The sequence below is a fragment of the Vibrio sabulosilitoris genome (assembly GCF_055391395.1).
The window spans coordinates 2,459,224-2,481,126 of sequence record NZ_AP029599.1; the positions used below are offsets into that span (position 1 = coordinate 2,459,224).

Below are 21,903 nucleotides of genomic sequence, written 5' to 3' on the forward strand. Positions count from 1 at the left end.
CTCCGAGAATCGAGGATCGACGCTGAAAGCCATCGGTTTTCACCGACCAAATCACGAGCGCCTATCTCGTTTGGCTATCGCCGATCAAACCAGGCGCGTTTTCTCACTCGCTTCTCGCCTCTCGATTCTCGCCTCTGCTAAAGCCGTACCAATAGCAGACTAGTTTTTGCACCAATAGTGATCACAAGCTCCTCATCCGTCGCAGTGTAATACTCACCGGTCAGCAAGTCTTTCCAACTGCCCTCAAGAGTTAAGCTCAGCTCTTGTGCACGCTTGGATTTATTCAGTGCGACTATACCCTTGGCGAGATCGACCACCTCTCCTCGGTAGAAGACCAGTAGGTCGTCACTAGCCTCGATCAGATCCATCTTTTCGCCGTGCATTCGATTGTGGAAATCGATTCGCTTGATCATTTTGTCGTCTTGCCAAGCATTGAGCCAGCGCGGCTCTCCATTGCTTGCTTTGATGCCACTGGTGTCTAAATCGGTGTAGATCAATGGCACCCCGCCATCACGACCTAGGATATAGCTGTAGGCGAGCCACTCATCCTGCTCCTCCATCACTAGCGCTGAGAACACGTCATTATTTGGAATGTCGTGAGTCACGGCAAAGGTGATGGCGCGGCGACTTGAGAGCGCTTGGCCAAAACTGTAGGGGTCAATCAACGACTTGAGTGAGCCACCAGCGCCTAGCGCATCGAAGACAGTTTGAAATAGCGGGAAGTCATAGGCCGAGAGGCGTGTATGTTCAAGATACGGCTGAAGGAAAAGTTGATACTCTTCTTCAGTAGCACCGCCATCGGTGATGATCTCACCGAAAATGTGCACATCGTGAACAATCTCCTCGGTCCATACCTTTGCCAGGTGCTCGAGACTTAAGTGTTTAGCGGCATCAATTCTAAAGCCTTTGACACCCAGCTCTTTCAGTGCCTTAAGATAAGCTTGCTGCTGCCCGACGACATGATCATTGTCTGAAAGGCTCGGCAAGCCCGGGTCTTGAGGACCACCACTAATTCGCCCAGTCTGGACCTGCCAGCGGTCTTTCCAATCCTCAATGCGAAAAGCGGTCAAAAAATCGTCTTGAGTAAAAAGTGGCTGTGATAGATCGCCAAACAGTTTTTGGCGCTGATAGTAGTCCGCCTGCGCTTGATAGTCATCGAGCTCTTGCTGACTTGGGTAGTTCAAGTCATCGCGTATCGATGACTCATTGGCCATATGGTTGAACACCACATCAACGTAAACCCAAACGCCTTGCTCATTAAGGGCCTGGATCATCGCCTTAAAATCTTCACTGTTACCGAGCTGATTATCAATCACGCGGTAGTCTTGAGGTTGGTATCGCTGCCACCATTCTGTGCCGTTGTCGGACTTGCTCGATTTCATCGGCGGCGAAACGAGAACGGTTTGGTATCCTGCTGCGCGGATCTGCGATGCGCGCTTGGCAACAAGTGAATACGGCCAATCAAATGCGTGCAGAATTACATTACTGTGCTTGGGGTAATTGCTGTTCATTGTCTTAGGTATCCCTTTCTGCGGGTAAAAGTAATCGTATCTGGGGACGATTATAACCTAGGCCAGCAGGTGCACTTTCCCCCCTAACAGTGAAAAGCAGGGGGGATAGCAAAGGCGTAGCAGGCCCTTATTAACATAAAAAGATGCAAAAACAGCGCCCAAATGATCACTCAGTGCACGGCTGTGTGAAGAGAATATCGAGTATTTGTTCAAGTTGAGTTACGTGGTGGATAGAGGCAGGCGTGTTGACTTGAGCATTAGGATGAAGCCAGATCCCTTGTGCGCCTGAGGCAATGGCTGGACGGATGTCTTTTTCGAGATTGTCGCCAATCATTATCAGCTGCTGCGTATCCACCTCAAGCTTGTCTGCTATCGCGCTAAAGTACTCACTACTCCCCTTGACTACGCCTAGATTGGAGCGACAAAAATAGCCGTCAATAAATTCGTCTAACTGCCCTCTTTCAAAAGCTCGAGCAATCTCACGTTCGGTAGAGTCCTTGGCATCCGTTGCGACATAGACTGGATAGTGCTGACTCACTTGTTCAAGGACTTGGCGAGCACCAGCGACCAAATGAATATAGGGCCAATCACACATGGGGCCGCGCTGACTTGGGTCATCATGCATCAAGGTATCTCCCCAATCAAACAACACAACTTGGTTTATTTTGCTTCCCTTTTGCATACGCTCTCCCTGCAACGACTGCTAAACAATAGGTTAATCATTAACCTAACACGCTGTTCATCATTGAACAAATGATCATCGACTAAGCTAAATGGCGTTTTCAGTTTTCACATCAAGGGGTAAACTGTTCGTATACTTAAAAACAAAAACGACGATTTCTAAAGGAAGCCAATGTCCACTATTGCTACCGGCACATTAAAAAAAATGCAAGCCAAGCTTGATTCTACCCTCCATTACCGTCTGCCGGTTGGAGACGAACTGGTTGAGCTTAACCCCCTAATCGGTCAGACCCTCACCCTGACGCATACTGGCAATATCTTCTGTTGCAACTGCGGTAAAAAGACCAAGAAAAGCTACTCGCAAGGCCACTGTTTTGTCTGTATGAAGAAGCTTGCCAGTTGCGATATGTGTATTATGAAGCCGGAAACCTGTCATTACGATCAGGGCACCTGTCGTGAGCCACAATGGGGTGAAGATAACTGCATGGTCGATCACTTTGTGTATCTGTCCAACACCTCAAGCCTCAAAGTTGGCATCACCCGCCATACTCAGATCCCGACCCGCTGGATTGACCAAGGTGCGACCCAAGGCTTGCCGATCTTGAGGGTCAAAACTCGTCAGCTATCTGGCTTGATTGAGGTTGAGATCGCCAAGCATATAGCCGATAAGACTAACTGGCGAGCACTACTAAAGGGCGACGGAGAGCCGCTTGAACTTGAGCAGCAAGCCAAGCATATCCTCGAGCTAGTCGCGCCAAAGATTGCTGAGCTTAAGCAGCAGTTTGGCGATGATGCGATTACCACCCTAGATGAGGCGATCACACCACTGCACTACCCGGTGACGCAGCATCCGACTAAGATCGTCTCACACAACTTCGACAAAAACCCACAAGTGACTGGCGTTTTGCAGGGCATTAAGGGTCAGTACCTGATTTTTGATACCGGAGTGATTAATATCCGTAAATTCACCTCGTATGAGGTTGAGGTCAGTATCTAACCCCTACAACCAGTTATGGGCTGCTAGTGCGCAGCCCATTGTTCTATTCCAGTAGTGATTATTCCAGCAGGGACTATTCCAGCAAAGATACAAGCGCTTGTTCTAGTCGGTCTATCTCAGCGAGGGTGTTGTAATGCATCATCCCTACCCTAACCACACCACCTTTTTGTTCACAGCCGAGCTGCTCGATTAAGTCTGGCGCGTAGAAGTGACCACTCCATACACACAGATTATGCTCGCCAAGCACTTTTGCGACTTGATGCGGTGAAAGATCGGCAATATCGAGGGCAAAGGTTGGGGTTCTCAGCTCATAGTTGGGCAAAGTATGACCAAAGACCTTAATGCCTGGCAGCCTGGTCAGCATCTTGAGAAAGTGCTTGCTGAGCCGCGACTCGTGCCTTGCTATTAGTGAAAATGAACGCTCAAGTCTCACCCGCAGCGTCCCTTGCATGCCAGAGCCTTCACTAACATAAGCTTCAGTGCCGGAGATAGCAGCTAGGTAGTCCACTGCCGCGCAAAACCCTGCCAGCGATTCAAAATTCAGCGTACCAGTTTCAAATCGCCCTGGCCCTTGAGATGGCGCAGGCGCCACTTTATAGGGATGCAAACGCTCTAAGTGCTGCTGCGCTATGTAGGCAATGCCCAGATGAGGACCAAAGAACTTGTAAGCTGAGCAAACTAAAAAATCACACCCTAGCGCTTGCACATCAACCAAGCGATGCGGAACATAATGTACAGCATCAAGATAGACCAGAGCACCAACTTGCTTGGCTGCCTCAATCACCCTTTGCACCTCCACCAGGGTGCCTGTCACATTGGAGGCCATCGTCAGTGCCACCAGCTTGGTACTAGGCGTTATCAAACTGATCAGGTGATCAATATCTACCCCACCCGTTTCGACATCAACACGGGCTTGGCGCACATCGGCACTGCGATCGCTGGCTATCGCTTGCCAACTCGACACATTGGCAAAGTGATCAAGGCAGCTGATCACAACCTCATCGCCTGCTTGCCAGTCTCGCCCAATACACCGACTGAGCGCGAACGTTAACGTGGTCATGTTAGCGCCAAACACAATCTGCGAGCCTGCCTGTGCGTTCAACAACTGCGCTGCATAATCACGCGCTTTCGTCACTAAATCTTGAGTGATATTACTGGTGAAATAGTGGCCACCTAAATTAGCGTTCGAATAACCCAGATAGCCGACTATGGCGTCCAGTACCGTCCGCGGCACTTGGGTACCACCCGGTCCGTCAAAGAACACCACCGGGCGATCATTGTGCGATTGATAGAGCGCAGGAAACTGCGAGCGTAATAACTCCACATCAATCTCTTCGACTCTCTCAATCATTATTGCTCCTTACTCGCGGTCAACACAAACACGTCCATATGGCCCTCTTGGCTATGGTCAATACTGCGAATAGGCATTGCGTTGTGCCATAGGCGATGGTCATCTAGCATCGCCACTTCACCATTTTCGAGTACCTTACGGTAAAAAGGCGCAGTGTGATTATCGCTGTAAAGCAACACCTCACCACCCACGATATTGTGACGATCAATGCCGATCAGCGCGATGTAATCAAAACCATCTTGGTGTACCCCTTCCGGCGCGACCTGAGTTTCATCGTAAATCGCCGCAATGCGCATCTGATGGATTTCAATCTTCTGTCCATCAGGCAACAGGTTGGTTTCGACAAACAGCTCACAAAGCTCTCTTAGCCCTTCGCTGGCTAACGTTTGTGGCAATAAAGGCTCAAAATGACGCACCACATCACCTTGAAAGTGATTAAACTCCTCGGTTTGCATAAAATCATGCTGATTGGTTTCTATCACTTTCCCCTGAGTGACACGCACAACTGAATAGCGGCGTAAACGGTATTGGCCGTCGGCATGGTCTGTGTGCGGCAATGCCGCAAACGAGGGTGACAATTGCTTGACTGCAGTTTGACTAAGCGAAGTCAGGTGCAGGGTATTTTCATGCGTAGTAAACATCCTGTCCTCCTAGCGAAATGTAACGTTTTGCTAACAATCTAAGTATTGCCTAATTATTCTGCTCTACCAACTTTACGCAGTGGTAAGCATTGCAATACACAGTAATTAAGCAGATTCATCTACATATGGACTTATCTACGCACTATACAACTATTTTGATCAGCAGAGTTTTTCACTGGCAGAATTATCAATAACGTTTTTGCCCTACTGCTTATCAGGCTTATAAAAAAACGATTGATTAGATGAGATTAAGTCATAAAAACACAGGCAAAAACGCAGTAAAGAGGCTTTCAAAGATCGCCGTTCTCCCATACAATCGGGGGCGTAAATCAGTCTATTTTTGTCCTAATGGAGTCCGAATGAGTGACGTAAAGCATTGTAAACTATTGATTCTTGGTTCAGGTCCTGCAGGTTACACCGCTGCGATTTATGCCGCACGTGCCAACCTTAATCCCGTGGTTGTGAGCGGTATGCAACAAGGTGGTCAGCTAACAACAACAACCGAAGTGGAAAACTGGCCAGGCGATGCTGCTGATCTTACCGGTCCGGGTCTGATGGAGCGTATGCAGGCGCACGCCGAACGCTTTGAAACTGAAATTGTTTTCGACCATATCAATGAAGTCGACCTTAGCGAGCGCCCATTTAAACTCAAGGGCGACACAGGTCAATACACCTGTGATGCACTGATCATCTCGACTGGCGCGTCTGCCAAGTATCTTGGTCTCGAGTCTGAAGAGGCGTTCAAAGGACGCGGCGTTTCTGCTTGTGCGACCTGTGACGGCTTCTTCTACCGCAACCAAAAAGTGGCGGTAGTCGGTGGTGGTAACACGGCCGTGGAAGAGGCACTGTATTTATCAAATATCGCTTCTGAGGTGCACCTGATCCACCGCCGCGACACCTTCCGCGCTGAGAAAATCTTGATTAAGCGTCTGATGGATAAGGTCGAAGCGGGCAATATTATCCTGCACACCGATCGCGTACTGGATGAAGTGCTTGGTGACGATATGGGTGTGACTGGTGTGCGTATTAAAGATACGAACAGCGACAACAGCGAAGATCTTGAGGTAATGGGCGCGTTTATCGCGATTGGTCACCAACCAAATACGTCAATCTTCAAGGGCCAGTTGGACATGAACGGTGATTACATCACGGTTAACTCCGGCCTTGAAGGCAACGCGACCCAAACCAGCGTTGAGGGCGTGTTTGCCGCTGGTGATGTCATGGACCACAACTATCGCCAAGCCATCACCTCAGCAGGCACCGGCTGTATGGCCGCGCTGGATGCTGAACGTTTCCTTGACAGTCAAAACGACTAACCCCGCATAAAAGCCCCACAGCCCAACGGTATTCTCGTTGGGCTTTGTTTTGTATACTACTCTTCTACCCATTCTAATAATCAATAACAAGCCTTCTAAATAATGGATACAACCAAACAAAGGAACTTGAGTAAATGGCTCAAACAGCAAAGCAGACTTGCTAACCGCTGGCTGCTCACCGCCATCGGTTTAGGTCTCCTCTCTAGCCTGATCCTGCTCGCTCAAGCAGGATTAATTGCTCACATTCTCCACCAACTTATTATCGAACAAGTGGACAAATCCACGCTTATCCCTGCTTTTGCCACCCTAGTGCTCACCTCCGTTCTTCGCGCCCTGTGTGCATGGGGACGTGAAATTGCCGGTTTTCGCTGTGGTATGCAGGTTCGCCAGATTATTCGCCAGCAGATCTTAGATAAACTCGAGTCACTAGGCCCGGCATACATCAAAGGCAAACCGGCAGGCACATGGGCTACCCTGTTGCTTGAGCAGGTGGATGAAATGCATGACTTCTTCGCCCGCTATCTACCGCAGATGTCTTTATCGGTATTTATCCCGCTGATCATTCTTGTTGTCGTCTTCCCAATCAACTGGGCAGCCGGGGCGATTTTCTTGATCACCGCACCACTAGTACCTATTTTTATGTCGCTGGTTGGGCGTAAAGCTGCTGATGCGAACCGCCGCAATTTTAAAGCACTGCAACGCCTTTCTGGGCATTTTTACGACCGCTTGCAAGCCATGAGCACCATCCGCCTGTTTAACCGTGGTAAGTATGAACATGAAGTGATGCGCGGCGCATCCGAAGTCTTTCGTCAACGTACCATGGACGTGCTGCGAGTCGCCTTCTTATCGTCAGCAGTGCTTGAGTTCTTTACCTCTATCTCGATCGCCATTACCGCGGTTTACTTCGGTTTCAGCTTTATTGGTGAGCTTAATTTCGGTCACTATGGCGTAGGGGTTTCCCTCTTTGCGGGTCTATTTATCTTGATCTTGGCACCTGAGTTTTACCAACCACTGCGCGATCTCGGCACCTTCTACCACGCTAAACAACAAGCGGTTGGCTCAGCAGAGAGCATCGTTGAATTTCTCAACACCAAAGCAAGCGCCCTGCCTCAAGGCACCCAAGCATTATGCGCCGACACCATTACTATCAAAGCGCAAGATTTGTGCGTAATGAGCCCTGAGGGAGAGCAGCTGGTTGGGCCTGTCAGCTTTGAGCTAGACGCCAATGCACAAACCGCGATAGTTGGCCCAAGTGGAGCGGGAAAGACCAGCCTAATTAACGCCATTTTGGGCTTTTTGCCTTACCAAGGCTCATTAATGGTCAACGGTATCGAGCTAAAGTCACTCTCAATCGCCGATTGGCGAAAAACCATCAGTTGGGTTGGGCAAAACCCGCTCTTGCTTCACGGCAGCATTCGCGACAACTTGATGCTGGGCAAATCGGCGATCAGCGACGAGCAATTGGACGCTGCTGTCACTGCCTCTCATGCCGATGAGTTTGTTGCTAAGTTGGGCCTTGACCATGCTGTATCAGACCGCTCGTCTGGGCTTTCTGTCGGCCAGGCGCAGCGCATTGCAGTGGCAAGAGCCATTCTTCAACAAGGGCAGTTTTGGTTGCTTGATGAACCGACAGCAAGCCTTGATGCACGCAGTGAACAGCTCGTTTGGCAAGGGCTTGCCAAAGCGACTCAAAATCGGACTACCCTGCTTATTACCCACCAACTATCACAACTAACCCACGCCGATCAGATCTTAGTCATGGACAATGGGCAGCTAGTGCAAACGGGTACTTTTGATGAGTTAAACAATACACAGGGACTTTTCAAACAGTTACTCGAATCAAATCAAGCGCTAACCAAGTCGAACAAGGAGAACCTCGATGCATGAGTTAAAACCGTATCTTAATCTCTACCGCAAGCATTGGTTTGGTTTATCGCTTGGAATGATCCTCGCGCTGGCGACGACAGCGGCCTCAATAGGCTTGTTAACCTTATCTGGCTGGTTCTTATCTGCGGCAGCGGTTGCTGGTCTCACCATTGCACGTGAGACCTTCAACTATATGCTCCCTGGTGCCTTTGTGCGCGGTTTTGCGATGGGCCGCACGGCGGGTCGCTGGGGCGAGCGTGTGGTCAGTCACAACGCCACCTTAAAACTGCTCACCGACTTAAGACTGTTTTTCTTTAAAAAGCTCGCCGCGCTCTACCCCGGCAAATCATCCAACATGCGCGATGCCGATGCTCTTAATCGCCTCGTGGCGGATGTCGATGCTATGGATCACGTTTATCTTCGCCTAGTGAGTCCTGTCGTGGTGGGTGCTTGTGGTATTACTCTACTCACGGTCTTTTTGTCCTGGTTTGATGTCCGTGTCGGCCTCACACTCGGTGCGATACTAATGGCCCTGCTACTCACCTGGCCAGTTCTGTTCTATCGACTTGGCAAACACAATGGTGCCGCCCTAACGCAAGAAAAAGCCAACATGCGCATTGCTAGCCTTGACTGGCTACAAGGCTATAGCGAGCTGACCCTGTTTGGTGCTGCCCAGCGTTATCGCAGTGCTATTGAAAATGCAGAGCAGCGCTTTTTCGGTAATCAGTACGTTAACGCTCACATTACAGGGCTAGCACAGGCCTTAATGCTTGCCTGCAATGGTCTCACTCTGGTTTTGATCTTGTGGTTGTCAGCCGATGGTATTGGCGGACGGGCACCTGATCCCATGATTGCCATGGTTGCCTTTGCAACGCTTGCCAGCTTCGAACTGCTGATGCCGATCGCAGGTGCCTTCCAGTACCTTGGTCAAACCCTGACCTCTGCCAAGCGCCTGAATGAGGTGATCCTATCCCCTGCTTCGATGACGTTTGCTCCTCAACCCCACACCTTACCTGCACAACTGCAAATCGACCTAAATCAAGTTAGCTTCAGCTATGACGATAAGGTTAACGCACTACGCAACATCAATGTGCAAATCAACCATGGGGATAAAGTAGCTATCGTCGGCAAAACCGGCTCGGGCAAGTCCACTCTAGCTCAGCTACTGACTCGCACTTTTGATCCGACTCAAGGTCAAATTTTGATCGGCGAGCGCTCGTTGACGGAGTGGCATGAGCCTCAATTGCGTGACAGCGTCACTGTCGTTAGCCAAAGGGTAGATATTCTAAACGGTACTTTAAGAGACAACTTGTTGCTTGCTGCGCCAGACGCAAATGACACACAACTCTGCCACGCTTTGGCTCAAGTTGGTCTAAACAAGCTGATAGACAAGCAAGGATTAGACGCTTGGCTTGGTGAGGGTGGACGCCAGCTTTCTGGCGGTGAAAAACGCCGTATTGGAATCGCACGAGCCGCACTACGCCAAGCACCTATTGTCATCCTCGATGAACCAACTGAAGGACTAGACAAACAAACCGAGCTACAAATCATGGAGTTAGTTGAAGCTCAGTTTAATCAGCAGACGGTTATCTTCATTACTCACCGCTTAAGCTATCTTGCCAAGATGGATCAAGTTTTGTTGATGGAGCAAGGTGAGGTCATAGAGAGTGGCACGCATAGTGAGCTAATTAGCGCCCAAGGACGCTATTACCAGCTAAACCAGGCGATAGCGTAAGTAAGATTGCCCTTGTCATCAATTTGGGAGCGATCCCCATACTTGTCTCGACGAAGTAATTTTTAATTGGCACCACATTTTATGGCGTACAAGCTATCTCAATCAGTTTGTACGCCTTTTTTGTACGGGTACTTTCCCAACAAACCTGCTATTTACTTAGTCGTTTGGTAATTACAGTACGACAGAATTCCTTGGTGATCACAGTCCGCATTTTGTTGTACAAACTCAGAGTTGGACAAAAACGCTTTATAGATTTTATTAAATTAGCAAATTACCGAATAGCTTTAGTATCCAAAACTTGTAATAGGCTGTTCAGATTATATTCGCCACCACAACTAAAAGCATAGTTTTGTTATGTATGCTCTCGCTTCTTTTGGACTAGTGATCCGAATAAAATTTATGTGGCTGTAATCAGGGTCTACTAGAAGCCTTTGATATCGGGCTCGATGGGTTTTGTATGTTTTCAGTGTCCAGAGAATTATAGAATCTTTACTGAAAAATGATTTCTTGAAGGATTCTACATTCCCAGTGTTCTGCCATAGTTCTTGTTTGCTAATGGAGCGAACAAAAGCTCTTTTTACCGCTTGGTATATCGTTCTAGTGAATGAATAATCAATCCATATCACGGTGTCAACTCTTGCCCACTTTATTGAACCTGTACGACTATAGTTTCCATCAAGAACCCAAGTATCGCTCGCGAGCTGACTTTCCAGCGCCGCGAAAAACTCTTCATCTATCGACTCTTGCCAATCAGGTTTCCAGAAAATTGCATCCATTTCAATGTACTTATAGTCAAGGGCCCCAGCTAATAGGCGACTAAATGTACTTTTGCCACTGCCGCTTGTACCTACTACATTAATTCTATACATAACAACCCCCTAGCATTTTAATCAATAGTAACACTTAAAGCCGAGGATTGGGGCAAAAGCTAGCCTTAGTGTTGAAACAGGTATATCATCCCAGGGTGAGATCGTGAACGTTTTGTAATTGCGTATTCCGCTGATTCCGGACACCCATTCCGCGTTTAACCGGACACCCTTTTCCCCAAGCTTTTCTCTACCACTATTTTTACTCTACCTGTCCGTTTTGCGCTAGTTTTCTCATGGATTCACCTTTCAGTTCTATGCGGTGGCTATTGTGGATCAACCTATCTAATAGAGCGTCAGCAACAGTGGCATTGCCGATCATGTTGTACCACTCCTTAACCGGTAATTGACTGACCATGATCGTGCTGCTTGTTTGGTATCTATCCTCAAGAAGCTCTAGCAGATGGCCAGCGTGATCTTGGCTCAGTTTCTCCATTCCCCAGTCATCTAAGATCAGGAGATCTTTTCGGGCTAGCGCTTGTAGCTGCTTTTGGTATGTGCCATCAAGGCGGCCTGAGCTAAGGTCGTCGAGCAGTCGGCTGAGGCGGTAATATCGAGCACTGTGTAGTTGCTCGCACGCATGTCCCGCCAAGGCGCAAGCCAGGTAAGTTTTCCCTGCTCCTGTTGGGCCTGTGATCAGAACGTTTTGTTTCTTCTGAAGATACTTACCTGTGAGCAGTTCACTTATCTGTACTCGCCTTAACCCTCGACCTTCTTCATAGATGATCTGGCTAGCAAGCCCATCTAACCTGAGCTTTGCCTGCCGTTTCAGTCTGAGGATCTTAGCTTGATCCCTACCGAGTATTTCACTTTCCAACAGCAAGGTGAGCCTCTCCTCGAAGCTCAGTTCAGCGTAAGTGGAGGCTTGCTCTCGCTGCTGCTCCAACGCTGTTGCGGCATGGCCAAGGCGCAGGACTTTGAGTTGTTCATTGATAGAGTTCATGGTGTGCTCCTAGTGATAACTATTCGGGCCGCGAACATTGCTGTGCTGGATGTCCGGTGTAATTTCTGGTGAGGTGGACAACCGACCCTCCCGATGATTTTGCAGTAAGTTTTTGACGAACTGCAGGTACGGCTTGTGGACGATGAGGGCATCTTTGCAGGCTTGTTCGAGACGCTGCTCACTATGTTTAGTTGATAGGTTCAGCAGCCCTAGACAGCTGCGGGTGGCTTGAGCGGGATGATCTTTAGACTGGAGCAGGTAGCTAATGACTTCTCTCGTTGCGGGACCGATCCTCTCTGCCCAACTCTGTAGCCTCTCCGGTGACCATTTCTGATACTGGTGATTACTTGGCATATGTTCTGTGTAGGTACTTTGGCCACGTGCCCTTGTGCTTGTTGGGTGTTGAGCCACGCATTGACCTTGATGGTAGATCCGAACAAGCTTACGACTGGCCTCTAGTTGAACATGCTGCCCAACCAACTGGTGTGGGACGGAGTAGTAATGCTGCTTATATTCGATATGGTAGTCCGGTCCCACCTTGGCTTGCTTGAACTCTGTATAGAGGAAGCGACCTGCCGGTAGAGGCCGCAGGGCGGGTTTATCAAGCGTGTTGAACAGCTCAGTCCGACTTGCATCTAGCTCTTTCATTCGACGTTGATTCAGTGACTGCATAAGCTCCTTGATAGCCAGATTCAGCTCTTTGAAGGTATAGAAGCGCTCATTGCGCAGCCGCATCATGATCCAGCGCTCAACAACAAGAACCGCATTTTCAGCCTTGGCCTTATCTTTGGGTTTGTATGGTCGTGCAGGCATGACTGCAGTTTGATAGTGGTAGGCAAGCTGGCGATAACTGTCATTAAGCTTCGGCTCATAACGATCTGTTTTAGTGACGGCAGCCTTGAGGTTATCTGGCACCAGCAATGCAGGTACACCACCGAAGTGCTCGAAGGCATTAGCATGAGCCTCTAACCAGTGCTCCAGCCTTTGGCTTTCACAGGCCTCAACGTACGTGTAATTTGAAGCGCCCAGTGTGGCTACGAAGATTTGAGCGTTGCGAACTTCTCCAGTCTCGGGGTTGATGATTGGGATGGTGGGACCACAGTAATCGATAAAAAGCTTATCTCCGGCCAGGTGGCTCTGACGCATACTGCGCTTTTGTTTTTTAAGCCAACGGCGATAGTGCTCACAGTACTGGCTGTATCGATAGGCTCGCTCTTGATGCTCAGCGACATACTCTTCCCATAACAACTGCTTAGTCATTGGAGAACGGCGTAGTTCTTTGTGGATATAGCTACAGTTGGGCATCACCTTACTGGCGCATGTGGTTTTGTCGCGATACAGCACTTGAGCAAGTTGAGCTTCTGAGTGGTTGTCTGGCAACGGCCAACCAACACCATAGTGCTCAAAGCGAGTAAGGATCTCGGAGATCGTTGATCGGCTTACTTTAGTACAGGAAGCGATTTTTCTAAGTGATAAGTGACACTCGTATCTGAGGCGCAATACCTCTTTGATCTTGTCCATAGACGTTCTCTTTTTCGGCATTCTCACTTCCTTGCTGCATTAAAATCGACAACAAAGATTGTGAGGCATTGATTTAAAAGAGAAAAGGTAGGGATTCCGGAGTATCCGGACAGGGTTTCCGCTAAACCGGACAGTGATTCCGGAGTTAGGCCAAAATCGTCCGGATTAAACCAGAACGGGTGTCCGGATTAAAACGGAATTGCTGTCCGGATAATGCCGGAATAGGTGTCCGGTTTGCTCCGGCGCATGCACATCCATATTTTAGCTAAAGAAGATTACCGTACTATTGAATCAACAACGATGTGGGATACAGAATAGAAAAAGAGTCAAATATCAGACAAAATCTATCATCAGAACCGCATTTCTGGTTATTGGGCTGTATCGTACAAAAAGCTCTTCACCACTGCACCCATCAGCGGAAAATCGACCTTGACAAATAGAAAGTTAAGCCGCTTTAAAGCAACGCCTGGCGACTCTAACCCCTTTCATCCGCTGCAAGCCGTGATGTCGCTGATATTGACGTAGAGACTTTTCACCGCCGATAGGTCCGGTGAACTCTTTTTCAAGTGAAACAATCAGTGTTTCCCAGACCGCTTCATCGATTCCTAGTCTGGACAAAATCGGCGGATGGTACTCGGCTATGGCCCGACGCTTGTCTTCACGTATAACACGACCACTGAAATCCACCAGTGACAGGTAGTCTTCAAGTCGGAACGGCAGCCCCTCTGGCATCTCCTGCCTAGGGTCACCAACAAAGGGAAATAAGGTTTCAGGTTGGCGCGGGTTGCAGCCGTCAGAATCCTGGAGAGTATCCACCCTAGCCTTGATACTGGTATATTCAGACTCTTCAGGAGTTGGCGCTACCTGGGCACGGACCGGGTTTAAGTCGACATAAGCCATACAGGCAACTAAGGCAGCTTCGTCAAGTAGCGCTTGCGACTTAAAGCGCCCTTCCCAAAATCGTCCAGTACACCCCTCTTCTCTATTAGCTCGACGGGCTATGGTCTCATTGAGATTACGCATAAACCAGCTGATGTCATACAGACGCTGGCGATACACCTCAACTATATCCATAACGGCTTTCAATGACGCGTCATCGAGCTGCTCCCCACTAAGATAGCGAGTTGTTAACAGCGTTCCTTTGTGCAATTGATGCCAACGCTCCAAGACCTCACGCGCACTCCAGCCCTGAGCCGTCACCTGATTAACATGCAGCACCACGTGGGTATGATTACTCATCACCGCATACGAGCAAACATCAATAGCGAACACACGCGTCAAGTTGAGCAGACGCTCTTCAACCCAACCCCGCCGATGTTCATAACTCTTGCCAGTAATCTCATCAACACCACACAAGTAGGCCCTGCGCACACAGCGTGAAACACAGTGGTAGTAGGCCGTATCATCCAGACTAACTTGTTCAGAGCGAGCTTTGGGCATCATGATTATCCTGAGAGTTGAGCACTTTTTCAGTATAGGAGAGAGTCGATGACTTCATCATTATTATGGGTGTCTAGATATACCCGTCATTCCGCACCTAATTTTAGAATTAAAACAGTGTGATCCAGTGAACATTTAGCAGTGAAAAGGATGATAACATCTTGACCGCGATCTGCAGGTTTGATCTATTACTGTTATTTGACGGTTTTAAACTATGCCTACTCAGCAACCTGTTATTAAGCGTTTGGATCACCTCGGGCTCATTGCTGCATTTTGTCACGAGATTGGCCTATCAAAAATGATAGATTCAGTCATTCCCAAGTACTCTAATCACAACGTTTCCCATGGTGATGCAGTCTTAGCCATGATTCTCAATGGGTTAGGCTTTCACAGTAGAACATTGCATATGTTCTCTGACTTCTTTGAAACCAAACCCATCTCTAAGTTGCTTGCTAAGGATATTGAAGCGCACCATCTCACCGATGATGTACTCGGCCGAACCTTGGATGCGCTGTATGAGGCCGATGTCTCAGCGCTTTATCAGGTCATCGCCGAACGTGTGGTCGATAAACTTGGCCTCGCTAGCGACTCTGTACACCTTGATATCACGAGCTTTCACGTTGATGGTGAGTATGCGCACGAGGAAGATACCAAGGCAATCAAGTTAGTGAAGGGCTATAGCCGAGATCATCGTCCTGAGCTCAATCAGGTGGTTCTTGAGCTCATTTGTGAAAACCAAGCTGGCCTTCCTGTTTATATGCAGGCGCTTAGTGGCAACACCAATGATGCCAAGGCATTCGCTGAAGTCACTAGTAATCATATCCATTGCTTAAAAGCGGCACAGAATAGTCGATACTTTATCGCTGATGCAGCCCTATACACTGAAGAAAGTATCTGCTCACTTGATGAGCAAAAACAAAAGTTCATTACCCGTGTTCCAATGACTATCAAGCAAGCAAAACAAGCACTACTTAGCCTAGAGCCAGAGCAGTTAAGTAAGATTGTAGATGGCTATTCAGGATGTTGGGTAGACTCAAACTATGGCAAGGTTGCTCAGCGGTGGTTGTTGGTTCACAGTGAGCAAGCAACTAAACGAGAAGAAATTACCTTCTACAAGAACTTAGAGAAAAACATCGCCAAAGAAATCAGAGCGTTGAACAAGCTCAGTAAAAAGCCATTTGCATGCGATACTGATGCTGAGCATGCGCTTAAGGAGTTCAAGGCGCAGTGCCTGTTACTAGGCTTTGAACACTCCGCTATCGTCAAAGCTGCTATTTATGCCAATCCAGGTCGTCCGAAGAAAGGCGATGAACCCTCAGGATATCAGTATTTTATAGAGGCCGTGCCGTACACCGACCTAGAAAAAGTGAAGCTAGCAAAGCTCAAAGTAGGCATGTTCATTCTAGCCACTAATGACATCGGCAACGAAAGTCTGACAATGGCAGCACTTCTAGATCACTACAAGTCTCAACAAAAGGTTGAGCGTGGCTTCCGTTTTCTAAAAAGTCCCGAGTTTTTGACCTCTTCAATATTTTTGAAAAAGCCCCAACGCATTGAAGCGTTACTCATGATAATGACATTGAGTCTGCTAGTTTATGCCAGCTTAGAGCACAAGATCAGAGAGCAACTGGGACAAACCGAGGAGTTTTTCCCGAGTATGGTTAAGAACAAGCAAACATCGAAACCGACTGCACGCTGGGTCTTCTTGAAGTTCGAGGGAATAGATACCTTAGATATTAACGACCAACGATTCATTACAGGGCTTCAAGAGCACCAAACTCGGCTGCTTAGTTTACTGGGTAAGTTCTATGAAGCGGTTTATTCCTGAATAAGGTGCGGAATCTCGGATATACCTTTGCTAGAAAGTCATTAAATAGACTTCCCTACCATCATTGTGGGTGTCTTGATATACACCTTGATATACACGAGCTAGTATACGGGGCCGTTAAACTCAATAATATCATCTGAGTTCAGTATGCTGGCTTGATGATATTTTTTAACCATCCCTCCTCTGTATACATATGTGTTCCATCGATCCTGTAAACGGTCAAAATAGTGAATAGGTGCATCAAGAACTGTGTAGCCGCATGTCACGTATATTAATGGCTCATATGCAAACAAAAAACTCTGCTCCACTCCAGCTAGTTCTATACTCTGGTCAATATTCCTGAGAGTTTTTTTGCATAACCCTTGTTTGCGATAGTCTGGGTGTACAGCTATCCCGCCAACAATTCCTGCTTTGAATACTTTCCCGCATTGTGACATTTCTCGTCTATAAGCGAATCCAGACGCAACGATGAGCTCGTCATCTATAATAAGGACCCCACACAATAGTTCTTCATTAAGTTCAACTTCTATATCTGAGTTGAAAACTAGTTGCAGGTGTTGGTTTAGCTTGCTTCTCCAGCGCGGCAACTGATCTGCGCTTAATGTCAATATTTTCATCTGCACCTCGCAAATACTGTGTTTAAAAACATATTCAAGGGTGAGAAAAGCTTGGTCAAGTAAGGCGCCAGAAAACGTGAAGTCAACAAACCATAACAGAGCACAGGGCAAAGGCGTATCAGTCAGGACAAGGTAATGTAAAACGCGTCAACGAGCTTGCTAAGAGTAGCGACCAGTACGTAAACAGTTCATCCAATCATTTCGACGCCTTTCCGAGGCTCGTTTGATAGCTTGGTCGTAGTCATAACCCACTCTGTGCAAAGAAATATCCCATTCTCCACCTTGCTCCCCTTTTAGAATGGCATAGGACGCTTCAGGGATATCATTCTCGATTGTGTGCGGAACAGGCTCCTCGTCAGCATATGCTTGTAGTCCAACACTGCCAGGATTAACAATAACCTGCCCCGAAGATAAACTCAGTATTCGTGGTGTATGACTGTGCCCACATAGGATTATTTTCGAAGATACTGTACCTAATAGTTCAAGTATCTTAGCTTCACTTTTTAATTGAGGAACACCTGATGAGATGTCTTCCATCAAGTAGGTTAAATCGTCACTAGGCGTACCATGACAAGCATAAATGTCATCATTGACCTCTAAGTCGAACGGCAGGCTTTTCATCCACTCGATAGGCTTTTCACCGAGATCATCCAAAACAAACTTCATCGTAGGATTGGATGTAATTTCGACCTCAGTTGACTGATAAATTTGCCTATCTTGATTACCGGATACCGTCACAACATCTAAAATGCGTAAATAGTTATATGTTGCTCTGGGCTCTATTGGGCCGTAAAAAATATCTCCTAAGTTAATAAAGGTGGTTACTCCCTTTGCTCTAGCGTCGTTCACAACCGCTCGCAACGCGTAAATATTGCTGTGGATATCAGAAATAACAGCATAGCTTTCCATTTATAACTCCCTAAGCGATCTTATTAAAAGTCAACAGCACACCAAAGATGAATACATATACAACAAAGTCTACGAAATTTCTCTGAAACCCTTCATAAGAGAGGCTCAATCAAAGCCATTCGTTTCGCACGAGCAGGCTCGAAGAAGTCAACAAGCATTGAGTAATCACAGGCCACCACCAAACCGTCAACGTGTGCTTAGGGCAATTTTACCAGCCAAGCCGATAAGCAGTCCTCCAGATACTCCCTCAAGCACTCGAGTGTAACGAGCAGAGCTCGGCTTGTTAAATATGAGAGAACCGATTGATGCGTACATAGCGTTACAGATCGTTGCTAACAAGCTGAATAGTATTCCCAACATGAGTAAGTCCCCTGTTGCGGAAGGCGACGTTATATCGATAAACTGAGGTAGGAAAGACAGAAAGAACAACGCAACCTTGGGGTTTAAAATGCTAATGATAACTCCCTGAACAAGTATACTTTTCGAAGTCTTACCCCCAGGCTTGCTAATTTCTATTTTACTCTTACCATTCCACATTGAGAGAAGCGATTGTATACCCAGGTAAATAAGGTAAGCTGCACCTAGCCACTTTATAATGCTAAATGCTAACGCTGAGCTGAGAATGATAGCTGATAACCCTAAACAAGCGGCCACCGTATGAACTAAGTACCCAACACCAAGTCCAACGGCAGCCTTGATACCGTTGTTCACTTTACCGCCCATGGTAGTTGAAATAATGTAAACCACATCAGGGCCTGGGATTAGGTTTATAGACAGACTTGCCATTGCAAACAGCACTATCGAATGTGTGTCCATCGTATTTGTCCTCTACTCAGTGAGTTATTCACCATAAACTAGCTGCATTAACGGCTTGAATCGTTACACCGAAGCTTTTGATATTAGGTAAAGTAGCATTGTGGTGAGAGCGAATCTGAGCCCCAGTAGCATGCTCTTTGTCATGCGTCGTATGAGCATCAGAAACAAGTGTAATCGAGTACCCTAAACTGGCCGCTTTTCGAACAGTTGTATCCACGCAAAATTCTGAAGCATAGCCACAAACAATTAAGTTATCGACCTGTAGGTCTGTAAGCAGTGTTTGTAGGTTGGTTTTTAGAAATGAGTCTGGTGTCGATTTGCTAATAACATGGTCACCAGTAGCAACCGTCAGTTTTGATTGCAACTGCCATCCTGTGCTCCCATGCTGGAGCAGAGAGTTAGGTTGCTCATGTTGAATAAAGACTACTGGCACGTTTCGTTGTCGAGCGGACTCAGTAATTCTATTAATCTCCCCAACTACAATATCAGATTCATATGGACGTGGTTCAGGATCAAACAAACCTGACTGGACGTCGATTACTAAAACGGCTGATTTCATGACCCTTCCTTGGATACAAACAATTTTAAAAGACCATCATCACGATTTATGTCAATATAGTCAATAAATTTCAACAACTTACAAATTTACCAGTAACTAAGTTGTCGAAGATGTTTGACTTTAGGTAATTAGACAAATAGCCCTCTCTCACTAGCGATAGATTTGACGAGAAGATAGAGGGTCATATTAGAGGCATCAAACAATGGAAATAGCTATGTCGTCTAGACCACCACGCGGCGCTGCCCGACATGCTTTGCCATTCCCCCTACTGCAATCTTGGTAACACTATCCTGATTGCGCGTAATGTACGCTTGAATATGAGAAGTGCACTTCATCGCTCTACCTTGCTCAAATAGAAACTCATCGCTTGGGGCTACATGCTTGGTGAGATAATATGCCAAGGCACCAGACGAACTGCCAGTAGCGGATTCTTCAGCTATACCCACCAGAGGTGCAAAGTTCCTACACCTCGCAGAAAAAGTATCCTCATCAGCGCAAAGCTCAAAGACATGAAGTCCAATCAGGCTATGCTGTCTACAAAACTCAATAATTGCGGATTGGTTGGGCTTTATCGAATCAAGATGACCATCTGGCACTGCTACAATTAGGTCGGCAAGTCCTGTAGAGATGGCCTCAATTGGCAAGCGTGTTTGTTCTAGTAATTGTTTACTCAAGCCAATCAAGTCACAAACATCCTCGCTTTTGTATTTACCCAGCGCCTCTGGCAAGTTTTGAGTAAGGATAACCATGCCATCTGACTTCACCTCAACTTCTAACAACCCTGCCTTGGTGTTTTGCTTGTAAGTACCTGCAGGCAATATGCCCTTTTGATGCATGACTGAAAAGGCTGCTAAGGTTGCGTGTCCACAAAAATCGATCTCTTCCGTTATCGTAAAGAACGAGACGTTGAAGTCTGCTTCAGTATCTCGTGACACGAAAGCCGTTTCTGAAAAACCAATAGTTTTAGCGACTGTCAGCCGCTGACTGTAGGTTAGTTTGTCGGCACCGAGAACAACACCTGCTGGATTTCCTCCTTCCCCGTTTGCTACAAACGCGTTTACCAGCTCTACTGTCAATTCCATTTGTCGGCCCTTTAAAATCCAACTTCGTCACACGTTACTAGCATTAAGAAAAATAGGTCAGCTTTGTTACTCACAACCTTTTTCAATCGGTTCTACGCGAAACTGAAGAAATTATGCGCTACAAACATTAACGGCATGGGCACCTTTAAAGTTTAACATTCTGCACTTATTCTCTTTGGGTTCAATGCCATTTTGATCTCTTTTCCACTAGTATCAACACGATTAAAGCCAAATTTCTCATAAACCCGTAATGCAGCTTTATTAGCTTCATAAGTGGTCAAAATTATTTTCCGCTCTGGTCTAGATTCAAAAATTTCCTTAGCCTTCTGCAACATTTTAGTCCCAACAGCTTGCCCCCTACATAAGGGAGATACATACATCTGAACGACTTCTAACTCGTGCTTCTCTGTTGGAATTAATCCACATAGTCCAATTAATGAATCATTATCAAAGGCACCTATCATGATGCTATTTTGAAGGTCACTTTCAATCACCTGCTCAAAATACAGCTTTGGCATTTTATGCTGAGCTTGGTATTCAGCCCCAAAACACTCAGGATGAGTTCTCAAGCTTTCAAGCCTTAACCTCCGATACTGTTGGCTATCTTTCCCTTCTAGTATTTTACAACGAACTTTCATCTTCCCTCAGTAAGTGGATTTATATCAGCCCTATTGATTAGGGTATACCTTTACAAAACGCTCGAGAACTAACTCGGAGTCACCAGAGAATCTAACACCAATTTCTTTGGCATATTGTTCGAAGAAGTTGATATGTGCAGATCGCCACCACTCATAACTGCCGTCTCCTTCTCCCTCTAAAGCAGCAAACTCGCTAGTAACCTCATCGAATCGACAAACCGACACATCGATTAGTTTTACAATACAAACAGGGTTTTGTGACCAATCCAGAATTACAGTTAGTTGGCCAACTTCAGGTAGGGGTTCATTCTCAATATCGTAGCCTGCTTTGAGAGAGCAAGTCGCCTGCTTTTTTCCCTCATTAATTAAACGAGCACACTCGTTAGCATTGTATTCATCTGCGCAAAAGTGCTCCGACAAAACCTGTGGCATCTGCGCGCGTTCTTCTTCACTTAACGTGTCAAGATAACGGTCCAAAAATCTTTTTTGTTCGATATTCATTTGCTTCCCTACAACTTGGCCTATTTTTACTTACAACCAAATGAGTGAACCCAACTCAGAAGTAAGTTGCTCAAAGAAGTGATGA

General features: G+C 47.0%; 20 protein-coding genes. 5 read left to right on the forward strand and 15 right to left on the reverse strand.

Going from position 1 to position 21,903, the window contains the following annotated elements; all coding sequences use genetic code 11:
* Positions 1 to 137: 137 nt before the first annotated feature.
* Positions 138 to 1,511 (reverse strand): alpha-amylase family protein, encoded by a 1,374-nt coding sequence (locus ACZ5R2_RS11585; RefSeq protein ID WP_464899531.1) that lies wholly within the window; start codon positions 1,509 to 1,511, stop codon positions 138 to 140.
* Positions 1,512 to 1,677: 166 nt separating this feature from the next.
* Positions 1,678 to 2,193: an HAD family hydrolase gene (locus ACZ5R2_RS11590; RefSeq protein WP_464899532.1), complete on the reverse strand. Its 516-nt coding sequence runs from the start codon at positions 2,191 to 2,193 to the stop codon at positions 1,678 to 1,680.
* 171 nt (positions 2,194 to 2,364) lie between these two features.
* On the opposite strand from ACZ5R2_RS11590, the gene ACZ5R2_RS11595 reads away from it, so the two are divergent.
* The gene (locus tag ACZ5R2_RS11595; protein WP_464899533.1) at positions 2,365 to 3,189 is read left to right on the forward strand and encodes a DUF2797 domain-containing protein; all 825 of its coding nucleotides are present in this window, start codon (positions 2,365 to 2,367) and stop codon (positions 3,187 to 3,189) included.
* Between the two features lie 73 nt (positions 3,190 to 3,262).
* Here the strand turns inward: ACZ5R2_RS11595 and ACZ5R2_RS11600 are convergent, their stop codons facing one another.
* Positions 3,263 to 4,540, reverse strand: coding sequence for a cysteine desulfurase-like protein (locus tag ACZ5R2_RS11600; protein WP_464899534.1), 1,278 nt, complete (start codon positions 4,538 to 4,540; stop codon positions 3,263 to 3,265).
* A complete protein-coding gene (locus ACZ5R2_RS11605) occupies positions 4,540 to 5,181 on the reverse strand; it encodes a 2OG-Fe dioxygenase family protein (RefSeq protein ID WP_464899535.1) in 642 nt (213 codons plus the stop codon). Before ACZ5R2_RS11605 ends, ACZ5R2_RS11600 begins: the two co-directional genes overlap by 1 nt.
* A 359-nt stretch (positions 5,182 to 5,540) precedes the next feature.
* On the opposite strand from ACZ5R2_RS11605, the gene trxB reads away from it, so the two are divergent.
* The 3 genes from trxB (at position 5,541) to cydC (ending at position 10,098) form a co-directional block, all read left to right on the forward strand.
* Complete coding sequence (gene trxB / locus ACZ5R2_RS11610) at positions 5,541 to 6,497, forward strand: thioredoxin-disulfide reductase (protein ID WP_464899536.1); 957 nt, start codon at positions 5,541 to 5,543, stop codon at positions 6,495 to 6,497.
* Positions 6,498 to 6,599: 102 nt separating this feature from the next.
* Entirely contained in the window at positions 6,600 to 8,384 is a 1,785-nt protein-coding gene (gene cydD, locus ACZ5R2_RS11615) for a heme ABC transporter permease/ATP-binding protein CydD (RefSeq protein WP_464899537.1), read from the forward strand.
* On the forward strand, positions 8,377 to 10,098 hold the full coding sequence (cydC, locus tag ACZ5R2_RS11620) for a heme ABC transporter ATP-binding protein/permease CydC (protein WP_464899538.1): 1,722 nt from the start codon (positions 8,377 to 8,379) through the stop codon (positions 10,096 to 10,098). The genes cydD and cydC overlap by 8 nt, the downstream gene beginning before the upstream one ends.
* Positions 10,099 to 10,433: 335 nt before the next feature.
* On the opposite strand, the gene ACZ5R2_RS11625 is transcribed toward cydC, so the two are convergent.
* The 4 genes from ACZ5R2_RS11625 to ACZ5R2_RS11640 form a co-directional block, all read right to left on the reverse strand.
* On the reverse strand, positions 10,434 to 10,967 hold the full coding sequence (locus tag ACZ5R2_RS11625; protein ID WP_464899539.1) for a P-loop NTPase family protein: 534 nt from the start codon (positions 10,965 to 10,967) through the stop codon (positions 10,434 to 10,436).
* 199 nt (positions 10,968 to 11,166) lie between these two features.
* Complete coding sequence (gene istB, locus ACZ5R2_RS11630; RefSeq protein ID WP_464899540.1) at positions 11,167 to 11,907, reverse strand: IS21-like element helper ATPase IstB; 741 nt, start codon at positions 11,905 to 11,907, stop codon at positions 11,167 to 11,169.
* Positions 11,908 to 11,916: 9 nt separating this feature from the next.
* Positions 11,917 to 13,449, reverse strand: coding sequence for an IS21 family transposase (istA, locus tag ACZ5R2_RS11635; RefSeq protein WP_464899541.1), 1,533 nt, complete (start codon positions 13,447 to 13,449; stop codon positions 11,917 to 11,919).
* Between the two features lie 423 nt (positions 13,450 to 13,872).
* On the reverse strand, positions 13,873 to 14,871 hold the full coding sequence (locus ACZ5R2_RS11640; RefSeq protein ID WP_464899542.1) for a transposase: 999 nt from the start codon (positions 14,869 to 14,871) through the stop codon (positions 13,873 to 13,875).
* Positions 14,872 to 15,082: 211 nt separating this feature from the next.
* Here ACZ5R2_RS11640 and ACZ5R2_RS11645 point away from each other — a divergent pair, with 211 nt between their 5' ends.
* Positions 15,083 to 16,696, forward strand: a complete 1,614-nt coding sequence (locus tag ACZ5R2_RS11645; RefSeq protein ID WP_464899543.1) for an IS1634 family transposase — start codon at positions 15,083 to 15,085, stop codon at positions 16,694 to 16,696.
* A gap of 101 nt (positions 16,697 to 16,797) precedes the next feature.
* Here ACZ5R2_RS11645 and ACZ5R2_RS11650 read toward each other — a convergent pair whose 3' ends face one another.
* From ACZ5R2_RS11650 to ACZ5R2_RS11680, 7 genes are all read right to left on the reverse strand, one after another.
* Positions 16,798 to 17,313, reverse strand: coding sequence for a GNAT family N-acetyltransferase (locus ACZ5R2_RS11650; RefSeq protein WP_464899544.1), 516 nt, complete (start codon positions 17,311 to 17,313; stop codon positions 16,798 to 16,800).
* Between the two features lie 159 nt (positions 17,314 to 17,472).
* Positions 17,473 to 18,222: a metallophosphoesterase family protein gene (locus tag ACZ5R2_RS11655; RefSeq protein ID WP_464899545.1), complete on the reverse strand. Its 750-nt coding sequence runs from the start codon at positions 18,220 to 18,222 to the stop codon at positions 17,473 to 17,475.
* A gap of 186 nt (positions 18,223 to 18,408) precedes the next feature.
* A complete protein-coding gene (locus tag ACZ5R2_RS11660) occupies positions 18,409 to 19,038 on the reverse strand; it encodes a LysE family translocator (RefSeq protein ID WP_464899546.1) in 630 nt (209 codons plus the stop codon).
* A 28-nt stretch (positions 19,039 to 19,066) separates the two neighbouring features.
* Positions 19,067 to 19,597, reverse strand: coding sequence for a cysteine hydrolase family protein (locus ACZ5R2_RS11665; protein WP_464899547.1), 531 nt, complete (start codon positions 19,595 to 19,597; stop codon positions 19,067 to 19,069).
* 221 nt (positions 19,598 to 19,818) lie between these two features.
* Positions 19,819 to 20,679, reverse strand: a complete 861-nt coding sequence (locus tag ACZ5R2_RS11670) for a PhzF family phenazine biosynthesis protein (RefSeq protein WP_464899548.1) — start codon at positions 20,677 to 20,679, stop codon at positions 19,819 to 19,821.
* Positions 20,680 to 20,831: 152 nt separating this feature from the next.
* Entirely contained in the window at positions 20,832 to 21,317 is a 486-nt protein-coding gene (locus ACZ5R2_RS11675; RefSeq protein WP_464899549.1) for a GNAT family N-acetyltransferase, read from the reverse strand.
* A gap of 30 nt (positions 21,318 to 21,347) precedes the next feature.
* Positions 21,348 to 21,818, reverse strand: a complete 471-nt coding sequence (locus ACZ5R2_RS11680; RefSeq protein ID WP_464899550.1) for an ASCH domain-containing protein — start codon at positions 21,816 to 21,818, stop codon at positions 21,348 to 21,350.
* Positions 21,819 to 21,903: the final 85 nt, after the last annotated feature.

Bases quoted from the DNA above. Each gene is read 5' to 3' on its own strand.
- ACZ5R2_RS11675 (WP_464899549.1), bottom strand. From the start codon at position 21,317: ATGAAAGTTCGTTGTAAAATACTAGAAGGGAAAGATAGCCAACAGTAT.
- trxB (WP_464899536.1), top strand. From the start codon at position 5,541: ATGAGTGACGTAAAGCATTGTAAACTATTGATTCTTGGTTCAGGTCCT.
- ACZ5R2_RS11680 (WP_464899550.1), bottom strand. From the start codon at position 21,818: ATGAATATCGAACAAAAAAGATTTTTGGACCGTTATCTTGACACGTTA.
- istB (WP_464899540.1), bottom strand. From the start codon at position 11,907: ATGAACTCTATCAATGAACAACTCAAAGTCCTGCGCCTTGGCCATGCC.
- ACZ5R2_RS11595 (WP_464899533.1), top strand. From the start codon at position 2,365: ATGTCCACTATTGCTACCGGCACATTAAAAAAAATGCAAGCCAAGCTT.
- ACZ5R2_RS11605 (WP_464899535.1), bottom strand. From the start codon at position 5,181: ATGTTTACTACGCATGAAAATACCCTGCACCTGACTTCGCTTAGTCAA.
- cydD (WP_464899537.1), top strand. From the start codon at position 6,600: ATGGATACAACCAAACAAAGGAACTTGAGTAAATGGCTCAAACAGCAA.
- cydC (WP_464899538.1), top strand. From the start codon at position 8,377: ATGCATGAGTTAAAACCGTATCTTAATCTCTACCGCAAGCATTGGTTT.
- ACZ5R2_RS11625 (WP_464899539.1), bottom strand. From the start codon at position 10,967: ATGTATAGAATTAATGTAGTAGGTACAAGCGGCAGTGGCAAAAGTACA.
- ACZ5R2_RS11645 (WP_464899543.1), top strand. From the start codon at position 15,083: ATGCCTACTCAGCAACCTGTTATTAAGCGTTTGGATCACCTCGGGCTC.
- ACZ5R2_RS11665 (WP_464899547.1), bottom strand. From the start codon at position 19,597: ATGAAATCAGCCGTTTTAGTAATCGACGTCCAGTCAGGTTTGTTTGAT.
- ACZ5R2_RS11655 (WP_464899545.1), bottom strand. From the start codon at position 18,222: ATGGAAAGCTATGCTGTTATTTCTGATATCCACAGCAATATTTACGCG.
- ACZ5R2_RS11640 (WP_464899542.1), bottom strand. From the start codon at position 14,871: ATGATGCCCAAAGCTCGCTCTGAACAAGTTAGTCTGGATGATACGGCC.
- ACZ5R2_RS11585 (WP_464899531.1), bottom strand. From the start codon at position 1,511: ATGAACAGCAATTACCCCAAGCACAGTAATGTAATTCTGCACGCATTT.
- ACZ5R2_RS11650 (WP_464899544.1), bottom strand. From the start codon at position 17,313: ATGAAAATATTGACATTAAGCGCAGATCAGTTGCCGCGCTGGAGAAGC.
- ACZ5R2_RS11600 (WP_464899534.1), bottom strand. From the start codon at position 4,540: ATGATTGAGAGAGTCGAAGAGATTGATGTGGAGTTATTACGCTCGCAG.
- ACZ5R2_RS11590 (WP_464899532.1), bottom strand. From the start codon at position 2,193: ATGCAAAAGGGAAGCAAAATAAACCAAGTTGTGTTGTTTGATTGGGGA.
- ACZ5R2_RS11670 (WP_464899548.1), bottom strand. From the start codon at position 20,679: ATGGAATTGACAGTAGAGCTGGTAAACGCGTTTGTAGCAAACGGGGAA.
- istA (WP_464899541.1), bottom strand. From the start codon at position 13,449: ATGCCGAAAAAGAGAACGTCTATGGACAAGATCAAAGAGGTATTGCGC.
- ACZ5R2_RS11660 (WP_464899546.1), bottom strand. From the start codon at position 19,038: ATGGACACACATTCGATAGTGCTGTTTGCAATGGCAAGTCTGTCTATA.